Annotated in this window: 12 protein-coding genes; 3 read left to right on the top strand and 9 right to left on the bottom strand. The window is 55.2% G+C overall.

Annotated elements, in window-relative coordinates; translation table 11 throughout:
- Positions 1-451: 451 nt before the first annotated feature.
- Positions 452-1,117, bottom strand: coding sequence for a hypothetical protein (locus tag TRESADRAFT_RS14265; RefSeq protein WP_002706613.1), 666 nt, complete (start codon positions 1,115-1,117; stop codon positions 452-454).
- 234 nt (positions 1,118-1,351) lie between these two features.
- On the opposite strand from TRESADRAFT_RS14265, the gene TRESADRAFT_RS14260 reads away from it, so the two are divergent.
- Both TRESADRAFT_RS14260 and TRESADRAFT_RS14255 read left to right on the top strand, forming a co-directional pair.
- Complete coding sequence (locus TRESADRAFT_RS14260; protein ID WP_002706612.1) at positions 1,352-2,527, top strand: NAD(P)-dependent malic enzyme; 1,176 nt, start codon at positions 1,352-1,354, stop codon at positions 2,525-2,527.
- Positions 2,528-2,655: 128 nt separating this feature from the next.
- Positions 2,656-3,408 carry a hypothetical protein gene (locus tag TRESADRAFT_RS14255; RefSeq protein ID WP_002706611.1) on the top strand — a complete coding sequence of 251 codons (753 nt, stop codon included), beginning with the start codon at positions 2,656-2,658 and terminating at the stop codon, positions 3,406-3,408.
- Between the two features lie 5 nt (positions 3,409-3,413).
- Here the strand turns inward: TRESADRAFT_RS14255 and TRESADRAFT_RS14250 are convergent, their stop codons facing one another.
- On the bottom strand, positions 3,414-5,573 hold the full coding sequence (locus TRESADRAFT_RS14250; RefSeq protein ID WP_002706610.1) for a radical SAM protein: 2,160 nt from the start codon (positions 5,571-5,573) through the stop codon (positions 3,414-3,416).
- Between the two features lie 681 nt (positions 5,574-6,254).
- On the opposite strand from TRESADRAFT_RS14250, the gene carB (TRESADRAFT_RS14245) reads away from it, so the two are divergent.
- Complete coding sequence (gene carB / locus TRESADRAFT_RS14245) at positions 6,255-10,481, top strand: carbamoyl-phosphate synthase large subunit (RefSeq protein ID WP_002706609.1); 4,227 nt, start codon at positions 6,255-6,257, stop codon at positions 10,479-10,481.
- A gap of 75 nt (positions 10,482-10,556) precedes the next feature.
- On the opposite strand, the gene TRESADRAFT_RS16725 is transcribed toward carB (TRESADRAFT_RS14245), so the two are convergent.
- The 7 genes from TRESADRAFT_RS16725 to TRESADRAFT_RS14215 all read right to left on the bottom strand — a co-directional run bounded on the left by TRESADRAFT_RS16725 (position 10,557) and on the right by TRESADRAFT_RS14215 (position 19,398).
- A complete protein-coding gene (locus tag TRESADRAFT_RS16725; protein ID WP_281054629.1) occupies positions 10,557-10,688 on the bottom strand; it encodes a hypothetical protein in 132 nt (43 codons plus the stop codon).
- A gap of 171 nt (positions 10,689-10,859) precedes the next feature.
- Entirely contained in the window at positions 10,860-11,168 is a 309-nt protein-coding gene (locus TRESADRAFT_RS14240; RefSeq protein ID WP_002706607.1) for a hypothetical protein, read from the bottom strand.
- 90 nt (positions 11,169-11,258) lie between these two features.
- Entirely contained in the window at positions 11,259-14,510 is a 3,252-nt protein-coding gene (gene carB, locus TRESADRAFT_RS14235; protein WP_002706606.1) for a carbamoyl-phosphate synthase large subunit, read from the bottom strand.
- 522 nt (positions 14,511-15,032) lie between these two features.
- The gene (locus TRESADRAFT_RS14230; RefSeq protein WP_002706605.1) at positions 15,033-15,980 is read right to left on the bottom strand and encodes a DNA-methyltransferase; all 948 of its coding nucleotides are present in this window, start codon (positions 15,978-15,980) and stop codon (positions 15,033-15,035) included.
- 216 nt (positions 15,981-16,196) lie between these two features.
- Positions 16,197-17,759, bottom strand: a complete 1,563-nt coding sequence (locus tag TRESADRAFT_RS14225; RefSeq protein WP_002706604.1) for a UxaA family hydrolase — start codon at positions 17,757-17,759, stop codon at positions 16,197-16,199.
- Positions 17,760-17,900: 141 nt separating this feature from the next.
- Positions 17,901-18,509, bottom strand: a complete 609-nt coding sequence (locus TRESADRAFT_RS14220) for a hypothetical protein (protein ID WP_002706603.1) — start codon at positions 18,507-18,509, stop codon at positions 17,901-17,903.
- A gap of 181 nt (positions 18,510-18,690) precedes the next feature.
- Positions 18,691-19,398 carry a hypothetical protein gene (locus TRESADRAFT_RS14215; RefSeq protein ID WP_002706602.1) on the bottom strand — a complete coding sequence of 236 codons (708 nt, stop codon included), beginning with the start codon at positions 19,396-19,398 and terminating at the stop codon, positions 18,691-18,693.
- Between the last annotated feature and the right edge of the window lie 43 nt (positions 19,399-19,441).

Genomic DNA, 19,441 nt, shown 5'->3' with positions numbered 1-19,441 from the left:
CAGCCCAAACTCGCAGCCGAAAGTAAATTATTTGTAAAATCTCATTCCAAAACCAAAAGTTTTAGGGATACATTAAACTTTACTATAAGATTCCGCTTGATTCAAAAGAAAAACACAACTTTTCAATCTTTTTTTTGCTTTTTTCCGCGCTGACATTTTCCAGGAGTTTTTTCGGCGGGAATGGCTTTTTTCCCTATCCGGACGGAAAATTCGGCAGTAGATTAACTTGATAAGTGTCGTTCTGAACGGATTTAAAAAATCCTGTTTTCCGAATCTGCAATAGACCTGTTCAGAAACAAGCTTTCCTACGGAAATCGTTCGGCATGACAATCTTTTTTCTGGTTAGCCTACTATAAAAGCGCACGTATATGCACGATTTTTGGCAGAGCATAAAAAAACTCGCGCCCCGTCAGAGATGCGGAAGCGCGAGTTTTTTCAAAAAGAGGAGTTTTTAAATGCTCTTTCTTATTCCCTGCTGCTGAACGTGAACAGCGGAGCGGACTGCACCGACAAGCGCCGTAGTCCATCCGACGAAGATGACATACGAGCCGACAGCGCTGTACTGGAAAATATTCATCTCAAGGTATGAAGGAATCGTGATTGTCGCGGCGATTCCGAATCCGGCTCCGACAAGCCATACGAGGATGTCGAGTATGATTCCGTTCGAGCAGAAGAAAGCTGCGATTCCGGCAATCGTCATGAGCCAAAGCACGACAAGGAACGTCGCGTTGTATGCGTATCCGGCGCCGCCACGGTCAGCGACGTTGAAGAATTTCGCCGCGGCGAAGATGTTCTTCGACGACTTTACGGTCTCCGTTCCGACCTTCACGGAAATCATGTTTCCCGTTTCTTTCTGCTCGGTTTTCTTTTCAATCTCGGTGCGCTTCTCGACGACTTTTTCGACAGTTCCGTCAGCCGCAACCACTTCTGTCTCAATCAGCTTCTCGACAGGAACTTCCACCTCGACCTCAACGACTTCCTTCTGCTGCTCAAATTTGTCGATTTCCTCGGTCACGGAAACAATCGGAAGAAGAAAACCGATGAACGCGAGCGCGGAACCCGCAACGAATATTTTGCGGTCGAGCGATTTTTTCTTCAGGTTATCTAAAAATGACATAAAAATACTCCTCTTTTGTTTATCAATGGAATTTTTGCAATTATATAGCGTTCGTTTGTGCAAAGTCCATTAAAAAACCGTCGTGTTTTAGGATTTGGATTTTACCGACAACGACTTTGCGGGAAAAAACGGGCGCCGTTTTCGGAACGTTCCCGCCCCGGAAAGCGTACCCGCGCGGCAGGCGCGCATTTCGCGAGTGCCATTCACAGCTGAATTCCGCTATAATGTCCGATTATGACAATCTACGAGAAAGCTCTTGAGAAGCATGAGGAATGGCGCGGGAAAATCAGCACGGAGCTGAAGATGCCGCTTGAGACGAGGGACGACTTGTCCGCAGCGTATACCCCGGGAGTGGCGGAGCCGTGCAGGGCAATCCACAAAAACGCCGACGACGTGTACAAGTACACGTGGAAAGGAAACACAATCGCGGTCGTTTCCGACGGAACAGCCGTCCTGGGGCTTGGGGACATCGGACCTGCGGCGGGACTGCCTGTAATGGAAGGAAAATGCGTCCTCTTCAAGAAATTCGCGGGCGTCGATGCAGTTCCGCTCTGCATAGACACGAAAGACCCCAAGAAGATAATCGAATTCTGCAAGCAGATTGCGCCGACATTCGGGGGAATAAACCTCGAGGACATTTCCGCGCCGAGATGCGTCGAAATCGAGCGGACTCTCATCAACGAGCTTGACATTCCCGTATTCCATGACGACCAGCACGGGACGGCGATTGTCGTGACTGCGGCAATAATGAACGCGCTCAAAGTCGCGGGGAAAAAACCGGAGGACTGCACGCTCGTCGTCTCAGGAACGGGCGCGGCAGGCTCATCAATCATACGGATGCTCCACAAATTCGGAATCGGGAAAATCTACGGCTTCAACGTGAACGGAATCGTCATCAAGGAAGACGCCGACAAATACGATTTCCTCACGAAGGAGCTGACCGAAATCACGAATCCCGACAACAAGCGCATGACGATGGCAGAGGCGATGCACGGAGCCGACATTTTCGTCGGAGTTTCCGCCCCGAACCTCGTCACGGAGGAAATGGTGCGCTCGATGGCGCCCAAGTCGATTGTGTTCGCGATGGCGAACCCCGAGCCGGAAATCACGTACGAGAAGGCGAAGAACGCAGGCGCGTTCATAATCGGCACGGGAAGGAGCGACTACCCGAACCAGATAAACAACATCCTCGCGTTCCCCGGGCTTTTCCGCGGTGCGCTCGACTGCCGCGCGAGAAAAATCACCGAGGAGATGAAAATCGCCGCGTCGCGCGGGCTTGCTTCCCTCGTTTCCGACGCGGAGCTTTCCCCCGACATGATAATCCCGAGCGCATTCGATCCGCGCGTCGCGCAGGTCGTCGCGAAAGCGGTTGCCGACGAGGCGAGAAAGGCGGGGCTTGCGAGGGTCTGAATCCCGCATAAAAACAAGGCTGTGCCCGGCTTCCGGCGTGCTTGAGCGCCGGCTTCCGGGCAAAGCCTTGTTTTATAGGAAGAAACCATCCGCCCGATTGTCCGGGCAGCGCGCGGAGCAAAAACAACATGAAAGTCTTGCTGGCATGTACTTTGATGATTCTCATCCCTTCTTTTTCCGCGTTCCCGTTTGCGAAATTCTCGAAGTTCGGGGATTTCGAATGGTTTCTTGAAACGACGCGCGGAATTCAGAATTTCTCCGTCGGAAACAGCTCAAGCGCGAAGATGACGCAGAACGACGCGCTTGAATTCACGGGGCTTATATTCCATTCGTTCTACAAGCTGCGCCTCGTGTCGAAGGCCCAGCTCAACCTCGGGTTCACGAAAAAACCGATGTTTCTCTGGTCGGACACCCCCGATTTTCTCCACGACGACGAGAATCTGAACGAGAACCTGCGCTGCATCGAATTCGACTACCAGTCGTACCTTCCGAAAATCAACTACCAGTTCATACGGTTCATCCCGTTCGTCGGCTATTCGTTCGTCGATTATTCCGGCCCGGAGAACAGCAACGGCTTCGCATACAACAGCATCGCGGGCGGCATCCAGTATTTCTGCCGGATAAACACCTATTTCTCGCACGGATATTTCATATCATACTCGCCGATGTTCATAATTCAGGGAACGACGCTCGAAGACACGCTCCACTACATATCGTACGGCGCGGAAATAATGACGAACACGCACCCGCTCGCGCTGACCGTCTTTTTCAACGTGCGGAAGGCGTTCTCGCAGATGAACTTGTTCCGCATATTCGAGACGACGGAATACCGGTTCAATACGGTGGAGCTCGGATTCAGCTTCCACCTGAACCTCCGTTAGGCGAATCACGGAATAACGCACAATCCCCTGCCCCGGAATTCGCGCTCGGGCGCGTCGGCGCGGGCTTCCTGCCATTCGCCCATGTAGAACCAGCCTATTTTTCCTCCGGGAAGCGGAATTTTCTCTCCGCCGAGCCAGATTTTTTGCGCGTTTTTTTGCGGAACGCGCGCGAATTCCTCATCGCGGCGCGACTCGTATTTTTCGACGAGCCTCCCGATGAAATCGCGCGGGACGGTCGGACGCGGAACGGGAAAATCGAACCACTTCTGCACGTTCATGCCGATTCCCTCGCCGTGCATCCAGTTCTCAAGCGAAATTTCAAGCGCGCGGGAGAATTTCTCGCTTTTCCGCTCGCCCTCAAAATGCATGGCGTTGCTCGCAAAAATCCCGCCGCCTTTCGGCTCGACCGGCTTGAGCGCGGGAATTTTTCCCTCGCTCCATTCCTTGTACGCCCTCGAATGGCGCGTAAGGACGAATTTATGCCAGAAGCACGAGTCGAGCAGCCCCTCCGCGTAGAACTGCCTGAGCGTCTCCATCGAATTGACGAGGTTTTCGGGCTTCTCCCACCAGTAGCCGTAAATCATGTACGCGTGAACGAGGATTCCCGCCTCCTTGAACGCGCAGCACGCCGAGACGATCGACTCAAGGTCGGTTCCCTTGTGTATTTCGGAAAGCCCGTCGCTAGTCGCGCTCTCAAGACCCGCGGAAACACCGACAAGCCCGCCCGCCGCAAGAAAATCGGCGACGTCACGGGAAAAATACTTCTCGAAGCGGACGTTCCCCCACCAGGAAAGCGGCGCGCCCCGCTCAAGATTCAGCCGCGCGAATTCGACCATGAGCGCAGGAGGCATCGCCTCGTCAACGAAATGGATTCCGAACGTTCCCGTCCGTTCCGCCGTGCAGAGAAGCGACTCGTAAAGCGGGCGGATGTTCGTAGGGCAGAAGGAGCGCACGTAGTCGAGGGTGACGTCGCAGAACGCGCATTTATGCCAGTAGCAGCCGTGCGCCATGTACGCCTTTATCCACGCGCCGTCCGACCAGAGCCGGTGCATCGGATTCGTGTCGTCGATGAGGCGCGGATAGCGGGAAAAGTCGATTCCGGAAAAATCAGGGACGAGCGTACGCGTGACTTCCGCCTCGTATGTTTCGGACTCGGCATCAGACTCGACAGGCTCGACGACGCGAACGTTTTTTCCTTCCGAACGCAGAAAAAGCCTTAATTTATAGAAAGAAGAATCGCCGCACGCAGAAAATCCGCCGTCTTCCGCAGACGAAAGCGCGGAGACAAGATTCCTGTACCCGCCGTAGCCGCGGTCGAACGAAAGCGCGTCGCAATATGCACAAAGGCGTTCCTCGCGCGTCGTGCGCAGCTCCGTGCTGACGAACCCGCCGCCGAGGGAAACGAACGAACCGCGGAACCGATTTTTGAAGAACCGCCCCGTCGAAAGAGCCGCCGCGAATGTTCCCGCGAAGGGAACGGAGACGAGGACGAGGCATTTTTCAGAAAGAATCTCCGCATTTTCACGGGCGACGCGCTCAAGAAGCGGCTCGAAGAACTCCCGGAGAATCGGGGAATCGGCGCCCTTCTCCACCTCGCGGAAGGAAGACTCGCCCACCGTAAGGCTTTCCGCATACCGGACGAGGCTGAAATTCCCGTCAAACGCGACGGCAATGAAATCGGCGATGTCGGCAAGCGCGAAACTTGCGAGGCTCCGCGCGTCGTCCGTCGTCGGCTCGCGGCCGAGTTCCGCAAGGAAACGCTCCATCCTCGCCCCGCGCGGCACGTGCGCCCCGAACACGAACCGGTGAGCGTTCTCAAAACCGCTCCCGTCGGCGCGAAGGATGGCGCAAATGCGGTCAATCCATTCAATCCACAAATCCTTCGTTCCGACGTACCTGCGGAGATTGAGCGCGGTGTCGACGTCGCCTTTTTTCTCCGCGTCAGAAGCGAGCCGGAGCGCGTTCCCGGAGCAAAGCGAAAACAGCTTTGAAAGACCATCGCGCGAGAAAATCGATTCGAAAAGCGCGAGGCTCAAATCAAGCCAGCGCACGCATTTTATTGATTCGGAGAATTCGCTCCGGCGGAAAAACGCGGAAAGATACGCGCCGCTCGGATACGCCGTGTTGAGCTGGACGAGCGGCGGCTGGATAATCAGGACATTCATGGCAGAAGTATACCGAAATGCGCGCCAAAACTCGAACGATGCACAGCGCCGTTTTTTTCAGCAAAAAAAACATCAATTTTACAAAATTTGCTTGCATTATAAAAAATCAGTGGTATTATAAAAATCGTGGTGAGGAAAGAGATGAGGACTTACACCGACCGCACGACAGGAGGCGTTATGCAATTTCCGACAAAGATAGAAGACTCTTCGGAGTGTAATCACTAATTTATTGCGCCACCAGCGGCTAGGCTGGCATACATAAGATGCAGTTCCTTTCCATGAACATGGATTTCGGAATGCTGACATCCCAAACGGCACTGGAGAGACGGTGCCGTTCTTTTTTTTCTTTTATGAATTTTCAGATGTCCGGCGGCTCTTTTTACGCTTCCACAACGAAGGCACGTTCGATATAATTATTTCTCATTATGGAAAACGAAGGCGGACAGAAATCCAATTTGATTTTTTGCGGAAAAACGCCGGCTATTTCTTTTTTTTTGAACGTCTATGGGGACAATGCTTTTTTTGCATTGTTCCTTTTTTTTTGGAGAGAGCCATGACGTGAAATCAGCTCAGAACCTAAAATGCAATCGGAATATTTCAAAGCGGCCTGTCCTGAATCAGTGATTTCCGGGCAAGGTTGATACACAAAAACACACTATTTAAGCACCTGAAGGAGAAAATATGCCACTCAACAAAGATATCCACAAAGTCATGGTAATAGGTTCCGGTCCGATAATCATCGGGCAGGCGGCGGAATTCGACTACGCAGGAAGCCAGGCCTGCAAGGCGCTCAAGGAGCAGGGGCTTGAGGTCGTCCTCGTGAACTCGAATCCGGCGACGCTTATGACCGACCACACGATGGCCGACCAAATCTACATCGAGCCGCTCATCCCCGAGACAATCGAGCGCATAATCGAAAAGGAGAAGCCCGACTCGATTCTTTCTTCGCTCGGCGGGCAGACGGGGCTTACTTTGTGCATGGAGCTGGCAAAATCCGGGTTCCTTGACAGCCACGGCGTCAGGCTTCTCGGCGCGAAACCCGAGACAATCGACAAGGCGGAGGACAGGCAGCTTTTCAAGGACACGATGGAGAAAATCGGCGAGCCGTGCATTCCATCAAAAGTCGTGACGACACTCGAGGATGCGGTCGATTTTGCGGAGAACGAAATCGGATACCCGGTCATCATAAGGCCGGCGTTCACGCTCGGAGGAACGGGCGGCGGAATCGCGTACAACCACGATGAGATGATGGAAATCGCGCAGAACGGACTGCACCGCTCGCCCATCCACCAGATTCTCGTCGAGAAATGCATTTCAGGATGGAAGGAAGTCGAATTCGAGGTCATGCGCGACCATTCGGGGAACGTGCTTACGGTCTGCTCGATGGAGAACTTCGACCCGGTCGGCGTGCACACGGGCGACTCAATCGTAATCGCTCCGACGGTGACGCTTTCCGACAAGGAATACCAGATGCTCCGCTCGGCGGCGCTCAACATAATCTCGTCGCTGGACATGGAAGGCGGATGCAACTGCCAGTTCGCGCTGAATCCAGAGAGCTTCGAGTACGCCGTCATCGAGGTGAACCCGCGCGTCTCGCGCTCGTCGGCGCTCGCGTCAAAGGCGACGGGATATCCGATAGCGAAAGTTGCGACGCTCATCGCAATCGGATACAACCTCGACGAGATTCCGAATTTCGTCACGAAGAAAACTGCGGCGTGCTTCGAGCCCGTTCTCGACTACGTTGTCGTCAAATTCCCCAAATTCCCGTTCGACAAATTCGTCTACGCGTCGCGGAAACTCGGAACGCAGATGAAGGCGACCGGCGAGGTCATGGCAATCGGGCACAACTTCGAGACGGCGATTATGAAGGCGGCGCGCGGGGCGGAAATCGGCGTGAAGTCGCTCACCCTGCCCGTTTTTGAGGAAGAGAGCGACGAGGAAATAAGGCGGCGCGTCGGAGAATGCACGGACCAGCGCATCTTCGCGATTTTTGCGGCGATAAAGCGCGGAATCATGAGCATCGAAGAAATTCATTCCGTCACGAAAATCGACACGTGGTTTTTGGAGAAGCTCCGGAACCTCGCCAACATCGAGAACGAATTCGCAGCTCTCAAGGAAAAGAAAATCGAACCGACGCAGGAAATGTACGTCAGGGCGAAAAAGCTCGGCTACCCGGACAGCGTAATCAGCGCGATTTCCGGCGCGAAAATAATCGGCGCGGGCGGAATCCTTGCGGAGGCGGACGAGGCGAAAAAACTGAGCGCGGAAGGAAAACTCGCGCACATCGCGCCATCGTTCAAGATGGTTGACACGTGCGCGGGCGAGTTCAGCGCGGAGACGCCGTATTTCTACGCGGGATACGACAGCGAGAACGAGGCAGGAGCGTTCCTCAAAGAGCGCGAGTCGGAAGGAAAGAAGTCGAAGAAGGGAACCGTCATCGTTCTCGGCTCCGGCCCCATCAGAATCGGACAGGGAATCGAATTCGACTACGCGAGCGTGCAGTGCGTGTGGGCGCTCAAAAAGCTCGGGTACGACGTCGTCACGATTAACAACAACCCGGAGACGGTCTCCACCGACTTCGACACCGCGGACAGGCTCTACTTCGAGCCGCTTACGCCGGAAGACGTGATGGGCGTGTACAATACGGAAAAACCCGTCGGCGTCGTCGTCGCGTTCGGCGGCGGAACGGCAATCAAGCTCGCGAAATTCCTTTCCGACCAGGGAATCAGGATTCTCGGAACGAGCGCGGACGCAATCGACTTGGCGGAGGACAGGGAGCGATTCGAGGAATTGTGCGCGCGGCTCAACATCAAGAGGCCGAAGGGGCTTACGGTGTTCACGGAAAAAGAGGCGCTTGAGGCGACATCGAAACTCGGCTATCCGGTTCTTCTGCGCCCGAGCTACGTTCTCGGCGGGCAGAACATGATTGTCGCGTTCAACGACGACGACGTGCGCGAATACATGAAAATCATCCTCGCGCAGGGAATCGAGAACCCCGTCCTCATCGACCAGTACATGATGGGAATCGAGCTTGAGGTTGACGGAATCTGCGACGGCGAGGACATCCTCATCCCTGGAATCATGGAGCATATCGAGCGCACGGGAATCCATTCGGGCGACTCCATCGCGGTCTACCCGTCATGGAACCTGAACGACGTTCTCAGGCAGAAAATCATCCGCCAGTCGAAGGATTTGGCAATCCAGCTCGGGACGAAAGGCCTCGTAAACATCCAGTATCTCATCTACAACAACGACCTCTACATAATCGAGGTGAACCCGCGCTCAAGCCGTACCGTTCCGTACATCTCAAAAGTGACGGGCGTTCCGATGGTCGAACTTGCGGTGCGCGCCATGCTCGGGGAAAAAATCCGCGACATGGGATTCGGAACGGGACTGCACCGGATTCCGCCCTATTTTGCGGTGAAGGTTCCCGTGTTCAGCTTCGAGAAGCTGATGGACGTCGACACGCACCTCGGCCCCGAAATGAAGAGCACGGGCGAGGTTCTCGGAATCGCGTCAACGCGGGAGGAGGCAATATACAAGGGTCTCATCGCGGCGGGCTACAAGCTCAACCACCCGACAAAAGCGGCCGCGAACCCGCTCGGCGTCCTGTTCACGATTAGGACGACCGACCATTTTGAGATACCCGACCTCGCGCGGAAATTCTACGACATGGGATTCAAGCTCTACGCGACGGAGGGAACTGCGCGCGTAATCTCCGATTTCGGAATGGAAGTCCAGGTCGTCGCGAAAATCAAGGAGAATCCGAACGACAACGTGCTGACGCTCCTCGATTCGGGAAAAATCGCGTACATAATCTCGACAAGCGCGAAGGGAAGGAACCCGCGCGCGGATTCGGTCAAAATCAGAAGACATGCCGTCGAGCGCGACATTCCGTGCCTCACGGCAATCGACACCGCCAACGCAATCGCAGACTGCCTGAAATCGGCATATTCCGCGGAGAACGTGGAGCTCGTCGACATCAACAAGCTCAGGACTTCCAAGCAGAAAATCGAGTTCACGAAAATGCAGTCGACTGGGAACGATTTCATCGTCGTCAACGCTATGGAGCAGCCTGTCAAGAATCCGGCGGGGCTTGCGGTTCGCCTGTGCGACAGACGGACGCAGGTCGGCGCGGATTCGCTCGTCCTCATCGAGAAGAGCGACAAGGCGGACGCCACGATGAGATTCTTCAACAGGGATGGAACGGAAAGCCGCATGGCAGGAAACGCAATCCGCGCTGTAGCGAAATATCTCTACGACAACAACATAAACGGAATCGCGGACAGGCACGAGCCTTCGTCGCCGACCGCAACGCTGACCGTCGACACTGAGGCGGGCGTCAAGTCGCTCCTCCTCTACAAGCTGAACGGAAAGGTGAATTCCGTCCGCGTCGATATGGGCGCGCCGAAATTCAAGCCGAAGAACATCCCGACGAACCTCGGCGTCGCTCCGGTAAGCTTGGGCGGAAAAACGCCCGCGGAAGCTGTCGTCGCCCAGAAAATCGACGTGGCGGGAAATTCATATTCCGTCACGAGCGTCGCCGTCGGAAACCCGCACTGCGTCGTGTTCTCGAAATTCGTGGACAAGGAGCGCGTGACGGAAGTCGGCCCGATGATTGAGAACCACCCCGCCTTCCCCGAGCGCACGAACGTCGAATTCGTCCGCGTCGTCGGAAAGAACGAGCTGAAGATGAGGACGTGGGAGCGCGGAAACGGCGAGACACCCGCATGCGGAACAGGCGCGTGCGCGGCGGCAGTCGCTGCCGTTCTCAACGGGTTCTGCCCGCTCGACGAGGACATCACCGTAAAAGTCCGCGGCGGCGAGCTGATTGTCCGCTACACGGGCGAGACCGTTTTCCTCACGGGAACGACGGCGGTCTGCTTCTCGGGCGAAATCGAAATCTAAAAAACTGAAAACCCGCGTTTTTTGCGGATGGAAATCGGGATTGCGCGCTCGCAGTCCCGATTTTTTTTTGCGGAGCTAGTCGCGCCATTCTCTACCGTTCGTGAGAAAACCGCTTTCTGTACGGATGCGGAGCCACGCCGAATCAATGCCGTCGATTTTCTCTTTCGCGCACACCTCAAGAACTTCGGCGACGTCGTTTTTCTTCATCAGGGCGATTTTACTTGCGGAAAGTTTTAATGGAATCCGCGGCAACATACGAATGCCCCACAAAACGGATTTCATCCGACTCCTCGATGTGGTCGAGGACGTACTCCAGCACGCTGCCGGATTTCCCGAAATGCCAGTAAATTACGAACGCGCGGAATCTCATCCCGTAAGTTAGATGTTCCGTCCGTCCCTGTTGAACGGATAGACGAACGTCCGTTCGGCGCACTCACCGTCCAGTCCCGAATAGAACGAAATCTCGTACCAGGACCACGCCGTGAGCCAGCTGTTGCGAAGGAGATGGCATTTCGTCTTGAAGTAGAGCGAATAGGAATCAGCGCCCGCAGCGCGCACATTCTCCGCTGAAGCGAACGACGACTCGCGGTACTCGTCCTTCATTTTCGCCCCGAACGAAAGCGAAGACAAAAACGAGGCCTGCGCCATCAAAACGACACAGGCGACAATGGAGAACATTCTTCTCATTCAGGCTCCCAAAAAAAATCCCGCCCCGACACATTCTCCGTCAGGGCGGGAAAATTCATAAAACCGCGAATCCCGCAGGAACCATTCGCATCAGCGAATCATTCCGTGGTATTCCTGAAGCGACTTCACGCCGCCCTCGCCGCCGTTCCCGTTCTTGACGGAGGCGATTCCCTGCACGGCCGCCATCGCGCCTGCAAGCGTCGTGATGTACGGCACCTTGTACTTGAGGCACGCCTTGCGGATTGTCTTCCTGTCCTCGGCGTAGTTGCGCTTCGCTTTGGGAGTGTTGATGACGAGACAGACTTCCTTGTTCATAATCGCGTCGATTACGTCGGGACGTCCGCCGCCGATTTTGTTCACCACGTCGCACTTGATTCCGTTCTCGCGGTAGAATTCCGCGGTTCCTTCCGTGCTGACAATCGTGAATCCCAAATCCTTGAGCGTCTTTCCGATGAAGAGAACCTGCTCCTTCTGCCCTTCCTTGTTCGACAGGGAAATCAGGACCTTCTTGTTCTCCCAGGCGGCAGGCGCGTGCGGAAGCTCCGAGCCGGCGGCTTCCTGCGACTTGTAGAACGCGAGCGGGAAATTCTCCGCCATTCCGAGAACCTCGCCCGTCGAGCGCATTTCCGGCCCGAGAATCGGGTCAACGCCCGGGAAGCGCGCCCACGGAAGGACAGCCTCCTTCGCGCCGAAATACGGAATCGTCTTGTCCTTAAGCCCGAGCGACTCAAGCGACTCGCCGAGCATCATCCGCGTGGCGAGCCGCGCCATCTGCGTGTCGCAGACTTTCGACACGAGCGGGACGGTGCGGCTTGCGCGCGGGTTCGCCTCTATGACGTAGACCTTTCCGTCCTCAATCGCGTACTGCATGTTCATAAGGCCGCAGACGTGGAGGCTTTCGGCGATTTTCCTCGTGTATTCCTTGATTGTCGCGAGGTTCTCCTTCGGAATCGAGACCGGAGGAATGACGCACGCGCTGTCGCCCGAGTGGATTCCGGCAAGCTCGACGTGCTCCATGACCGCGGGAATGTAGACGTGGTTCGAGTCGGCAAGCGCGTCCGCCTCGCATTCGAGCGCGTTCTTGAGGAAGCGGTCGATGAGGAGCGGGCGGTCGGGTGTGACGCCGACGGCTTTCTCGACGTATTCCTTGAGCGTCTTCTCGTCGTAGATGACCTCCATTCCGCGTCCGCCCAAAACGAACGACGGGCGAATCATAATCGGGTAGCCGATTCTCTCCGCGCACGCTTTCGCCTCGTCAAAGTCCACCGCCATCCCGCTTTCGGGCATCGGGATTCCGAGTTTGTCCATCATGTGGCGGAAAAGGTCGCGGTCCTCGGCGATGTCGATGGAGTCGATTGACGTTCCGAGAATGTTCACGCCGTTTTCCTGCAACTCGCGCGCGATGTTGAGCGGAGTCTGCCCGCCGAACTGCACGATTACGCCGAACGGCTTCTCCTTCTCGTAAATCTGGAGGACGTCCTCCGTCGTGACCGGCTCGAAGTAGAGTTTGTCCGACGTGTCGTAGTCCGTGGAGACCGTCTCGGGGTTGCAGTTGACGATAATCGTCTCATATCCGAGTTCCTTGAGCTGCATCGCCGCGTGGCAGCAGCAGTAGTCGAATTCGATTCCCTGTCCGATTCTGTTCGGGCCGCCGCCGAGAATCATTATCTTCTTGGGGTTCGTCGTCGCCGTCGATTTGTCCTCGGCGTTGTACGTCGAATAGTAGTAGTTCGCGCCCTTCACGCCAGAGACTGGAACGGCAAGCCACGCCTCGCGGATTCCAAGCTCGTTGCGCCGTTTCCTGATGTCCTTTTCCGAGACCTTGAGTATTTTCGAGAGATATTTGTCGGAGAATCCGTCCTTCTTCGCCTGGATGAGGAGGCTGTCCTCGGGAACGCGTCCCGGATTCTGGAGCATCTTCTCCTCAAGCTCGACAAGCTCCTTCATCTCGTTGATGAAGTATTCCTTGACGAACGTGATTTCGTGCAGCTTCTCGACGGAAACGCCCTTCCTGAGCGCCTCGTACATCTGGAAATACCGCTCGCTCGAAGCCGTGCGGAGCATCTCGCAAAGCTCGTCGGCGCTCTTCTTGTTGAAGTCTTTCGCGAAGCCAAGCCCCGCGCGCCCGTTCTCAAGCCCGCGTATCGCCTTCTGGAACGTCTCCTTGAACGTCTTTCCGATTGACATGACCTCGCCGACCGCCTTCATCGAAGTGCCGAGCGAATCCTCCGCGCCGCGGAATTTCTCGAACGCCCAGCGCGCGAATTTGAGGACGACGTAATCGCCGTCGGGCGCGCCGCCCGGGGTGTACTTGTCGAGCGTGCCGTCGCGCCAGTACGGAATTTCATCAAGCGTAAGGCCGCTGGCGAGTTTGGCGGAGATGAGCGCAATCGGGAACCCCGTCGCCTTCGAGGCGAGCGCGGACGAGCGCGACGTGCGCGGGTTGATTTCGATTATGACGACGCGTCCAGTCTTGGGGTTGTGCGCGAATTGCACGTTCGTTCCGCCGATGACGCCGATCGACTCGACAATCTTGAACGCCATCGTGCGGAGCTTCTCCTCAAGCGCCTTGTCAATAGTGAGGAACGGCGCGGAGCAGAAACTGTCGCCAGTATGGACGCCCACCGCGTCGATGTTCTCGATGAAGCAGATTGCGACCATCTGGTTTTTCGAGTCGCGCACGACCTCGACCTCAAGTTCCTCCCAGCCGAGAATCGACTCCTCGATAAGACACTGGTGCGTCATCGACAAATCAAGCCCGTTTGAGACGATTGTGCGCAGCTCCTCGATGTTGTAGCAGAATCCGCCGCCCTGGCCGCCCATCGTATATGCGGGACGGACGACGAGCGGGAACCCGATTTTTTCGGCGATTTTCTCCGCGCCCTCGACGGTGTGGCAGATGTCGCTTCTCGGCGTGTCGATTCCGAGGTTCTTCATCGTCTCCTTGAAAATCTCGCGGTCCTCGCCCCGTTCGATTGCGTCGAGGTTCACGCCGATTACCTTCACGCCGTACTTGTCGAGGACGCCCGCCTTGTTCAGCTCCATCGCCATGTTCAGTCCCGTCTGGCCGCCGAGGTTCGGGAGAAGCGCGTCCGGGCGTTCCTTCTCGATTATCTGCGAAAGCCTCTCCACATTCAGCGGCTCGATGTACGTCGCGTCCGCCATGACGGGGTCGGTCATTATCGTCGCCGGGTTCGAGTTGACGAGGACGATTTTGTATCCCTGTTCGCGCAACGCCTTGCACGCCTGCGTTCCCGAATAGTCGAACTCGCACGCCTGCCCGATGACAATCGGTCCTGAACCGATAATCAGCACCTTGTCGATGTCTTCTCTTTTGCTCATAACGAAAAACCTCAAAAAAAAGGCTGAATCCAAAGAATTCAGCCTAAAAAATACGGATTAAAAATAAAGCGGACGATGATTTTATTGAGAGAAAGCCCTTTCTGTTGCAAATACACGCGTCCATAATCGGGATTGGAGTATACATGATTTTCCGGCTTTATGGTAGACGTCGCGCCCGCATAAAAATGCCAGACGGTTTCGATTCGTCACGAAAACCGGCGGAGAATGCCTCCGCGCAAAAAAAGACGGCACCGTATCTCCGGTGCCGTTTAGAATGCTGAAGTTCTTAAAAGAACCGCATTTTTTCTGTGCCAGCTTAGCCGCTGGTGGCGCAATAAATTAGTGAACATGCTCTTCTGAGCCTTCTCTCTTCGTCGGATATTGCATAACGCCTCCTGTACGTGCAGCCGGTGTAAGTCCTCATCTCTTTCCTGACCACGACTTTATGATACCACGGCTTTGTTAAAATGCAAGTGTTTTTTGAAAAATTCTGCGTTTTTTCTCAAAAAAAACGGCGAACGGTCATTTTTGCGCCGCTGAATTCCGCTCCCAAAAAACGCCGTCACCGTACCCCTGAATTGTGGCGTCCGTTTCTGCAAGGACAAGCCGTTTTTCCGCGAGGAGGCAGTATCTCTCGTCGATTTCGATTCCGGCAAACCGCCTGCCGAGTTTTTTTGCGACGACGCTCGCGGTTCCGCTTCCGAGAAACGGGTCGAACACTATGTCGCCGGGATTCGACGACGCAAGGATAAGTTTCGCGTACAGCTTTTCGGGCTTCTGCGTCGGATGCTCGGTATTTTCAGGCATCGACCAAAACGGAACGGTGATATCGTCCCAGAAATTCGACGGATACGTAAGGCGGAATTTCTTCTCCCCGTCAAATTCCCAGTCTTTCGGAATGCCCTTTTCCGTATAAGGCGCCAGAACCCGGCGCTTTACCTTCACGTCATCGATGTTGAAAACGTATTCCGCGGGATTTTTCACGGCGAACCAAATGTCCTCCATCGAATTCTTCCAGTTCCGGCTCGCGCCGCGACCTTTTTCCCGCTGCCATGTTATGCGGTTCAGCACCGTCATATTGCGCTCAAGCACGCGCTGGAGGGAAGCTGTGCATTTCCAGTCGCCGCAAAGATAAAGCGAGCCGCTCGGCTTCACTATCCGGCAAAGTGCGGGAAGCCACGACTCAAGATATTCCTCGTATTGTTCCGAATCCATCGAGCGGAACGAGAAATCACCGAATTTTTTCGAGAGATTGTACGGCGGGTCGCAGATGACAAGGTCGGCGAACGACTCGGGAAGGCGGGGAAGAATATCGACGCAATCGCCCAGAATCGTGCGCCCGACGAATTCATCCGCCCGGATTTCCCCCGAGCGCGCCGGAACAAAAAGCCTTTTCCGAAGAGATTCCGCCTCGGAATCGGAAATTTCGATAGTCTTGTTTCTGGGGGCTTTCGTTTTGTTTTCGCTCATCTTCATCTCCACGGGCGGAAAGCATGATACTTGCGGGATTCGCTCTTTTTCAAGCTATTTTGCAGTTTCCGGCATAAAAAAACGCCCCGAGCGGACTGGTTCCGGGGGCGGGATTTACTCAATTGTCATTCCGGATTCGCGTTCGTTCCGTCGTCAGGCAGCCGCGGGAAAACGATTCTTCTCACGCGGCTGACCTTTTCCGGGCGGAAAAACGACTTACAGCGTCACGCCGTCCTTGAAAATGGCAATCTCGCGGTAGCCGTTCTTCTCGTTTTTCGTGACGGAACGACCGGACACGATGTCGCAAATCTGATTGAGGAGCGCGTCGCGGACGGAATCGCTCGGCTCGTCGAGGAGGCGCGCAGCGTCGAAGTCAATCCAGCCGGATTTTTTCTGCGCGAGCGGATGGTTCGTCGCGATTTTCACCGTCGGGACGGGCGCACCGAGCGGCGTTCCGCGACCGGTCGAGAACAGGATGATGTTCGCGCCCGCAGCCGTCATGTCAGTCGTGGAGACGATGTCGTTGCCCGGACCTTCGAGAAGCGAAAGCCCTTTTTCGGTAAGGCGCTCGCCGTATTTCAAAACACCCGTGACGGGCGCCTTTCCGCCTTTCTGCACGCATCCGAGCGATTTGTCCTCAAGCGTCGTGATTCCGCCCGCCTTGTTTCCCGGGGAAGGATTCTCGTAGCAGACCTGGTTGTGGCGCGCGTAGTAGTCCTTGAACCCGTTGATGAGGTTCACCGTGTTGTCGAACCGGTTTTTGTCCACGCAGCGGTTCATCAGCATCTGCTCCGCGCCGAACATCTCGGGAACTTCTGTGAGCATGACGCGTCCGCCCATTCCCGTCATCGCGTCGCAGATTCTGCCGATAAGCGCGTTCGCCGTGATTCCGCTCATTCCGTCAGAGCCGCCACACTTCATTCCGAGGACGATTTCCGTGAGCGGGGCGCTTTCGCGGCGGAATGCCGAGACATATCCGGCAAGCTCCGTCAAAAGCCGTTTTCCCTCTTCGATTTCGTCCTCAAAATCCTGCGTGACCATGAATTTCACGCGGTTCTCGTCGTAATCGCCGAGGAAATTCTTGAAATACGGGATGTTGTTCTCCTCGCAGCCGAGCGAGACGACGAGAACGCCGCCCGCATTCGGATGGTTCACCAAATCGGCGAGGATGCGCGCGGTCGTCTCCTTGTCCGCTCCCATCTGTGAGCAGCCGTACGGATGCGTCCACGTGAAGAATCCTTCAAGGCCGCCTTCGACGCTCGGTTTCGGCTCGCCCGCGCAGAATTTTCCGTTCGCCCACGCGGCGAGATTCTCGGAAATTTTGTTGACGCAGCCGACGAGGGGAACAATCCAAACCTCGTTGCGGGAACCGACGCGGCCGTCCGCGCGTTTGTAGACGTTTACGGTCGGAACGTTCTTGCGGAGATGCTCCGATTCCGCGTACCATGCGTCGTAAGCCTTCTTCGCGCTGTCGGCGTTGTAGGAATACTCGAATTTCTCCGAAAGAAGCGTGTGAATGTTGTGCGTGTGGACGTGGAAGCCCGCCTTTATATCCTCTTTTGCCGCACCGATTGGGTAACCGTATTTTATTACAGGCTCATCCTTCTTTATGTCCCTGATGGCGAATTTATGCCCGGCAGTGATGTCCTCCTGAAGCGTGACGCTCGCTTCGGGAACGTTGTCCATCGCCTCAAGCACGACAGTGGTGCCCTTCGCAATCGGCTGCAATGCAACAGCAACGACGTCAGCTGAATTGATTCTGATAGCGATTTTGCTCATCGTTTTACCTCTAAAATTGTGTTTCGCAGATTTTATTATGAAAAGCGGTAAAAGTAACGCGTACTTTTAGCCCGATTCCGCCCCAAAAACGAAATCGGGCAATCGGGAATTCAGGAACACGATTTTATGGTGAACGGCCCGCTAATCGACGAATATTTCCGGAACGTCGTCCTCGTTCCCGGCATTTTCGGCATTTTCGGCATTTTCGGCGGGAACGTCCTCCGCGACGGATTCAGGCTCGGCTTCGGCAGGTTTCGCGCGGCCGTCAAGCTCGGCAATTCTCTTCGATTTTAGGGCGCTCCACACGGGAGCCGAAATAGACTTCACGCGGAACGCCTTGTAGGAAACGGAATCGCCGTTTTTTGTCGCGACCCAGAAATCGGCGCAGTCGACGACACCGACTATGACGACAGCCCCGGAAAGGATTTCCTCGCGGGAATACGACGACGAGGCGGAGGTTTCCGTCACGAACCGCTCAAGGATAAGCGAATCAATCTTCGATTTCGCGTCGAGGTCGGCAAGCTCGCTGTCTTCCCCTTCTCCCGAAACGATGAACACAATGTCGTCCTTGTCTATTTTGAGCAGCTTCCGTACCTTCGATTCCTTCCCTTTTTCTGCGGCGGAAACCCATGACGGATTCTTCTTCCCGCCGAATTCGCGCCCCTTCCAATCGACAACGCTCTCCTTCGCGAACGCTTCTGCCGCCATCGCAAGCAGAAAAGCCGCCGCAACGAACCTTCCGATTCTCATAATTCCTCCTAAAACGCGCGTGCGGAAAAACAGCGGAAAACCGTCTTTTCCGTGCGCAAAGCAGGTTCCAGAAACGCGCAGACGAACAACGCGGCACGGAACCGAAACGAACATCGGCGGAACAAAAAAAATCTCCCTCATCCATAAAAAAGACGAAGGAGATTTCGTTTGCGGTCAGCCGTTATTTTGACTCGCTGATAAGCGGCTCAAGAAGGCTTGTGCTGAGTGCCTTTTTGAGGAGCTCGGTCTCTGACGTGTTGTCCTCAACTCCGTTCAAAGCCGCATCGAGCTGTGTCTGGTACACATCCTTGTCCATAGCGAACACGACGATGTAGTTGTACTCGTAATCATAGTACTGGTCGCCCGGAACAGAGCCCTGCTTCTTTCCGACGAATTTCTCGTTGACGCTGCGAGTGCGGGTCCAGAACTGAGCCTCCTTGAGGAGTCCGTTCAGCTCAAGAGCTGAGAGCGTCTTCGTGAGAAGACCGACAGACTTTTCCTTTGACTGCTTTCCTGCGGCATCACTCGCCTGAATGCTTGCGTCCGCAGCCTGAGCGACAGCCTGCGAGAACGAATTCGAAACCTCGGCGCGGACATCAACGTTGTCGGTCCAAATCTGGAGGAAGTCGAGGTCGGTGCCCTTCTTGATGAAAACGAAAAGCTGCTTGTTGTCAAGCTCGAGCGTCTTCGCCACGCCAGACCGAGTTCCGTCAAGAGCCGCGTTGACCCACTTCGGGATTGCTCCGCCCATAGACTTTCCCTGATAGTCAATCATAACAGTTTCGTTATCGACCATCGGAACATTGTTTACGTTTGATGTAGTTCCGCAGCTTGCAAGCAATGATGCAGCCGCCGCAACAGCAACCGCGACAAATTTAGTCATTTTCATATATAAACTCCTTTCCCCCAAAAGGGGATATATTGATTCTAGC

The organism is Treponema saccharophilum DSM 2985 (assembly GCF_000255555.1).
Lineage (GTDB): Bacteria > Spirochaetota > Spirochaetia > Treponematales > Treponemataceae > Treponema_D > Treponema_D saccharophilum.
The sequence above is the reverse complement of the archived record's forward strand: the minus strand, read 5'-3'. Positions and strand labels throughout refer to the sequence as shown.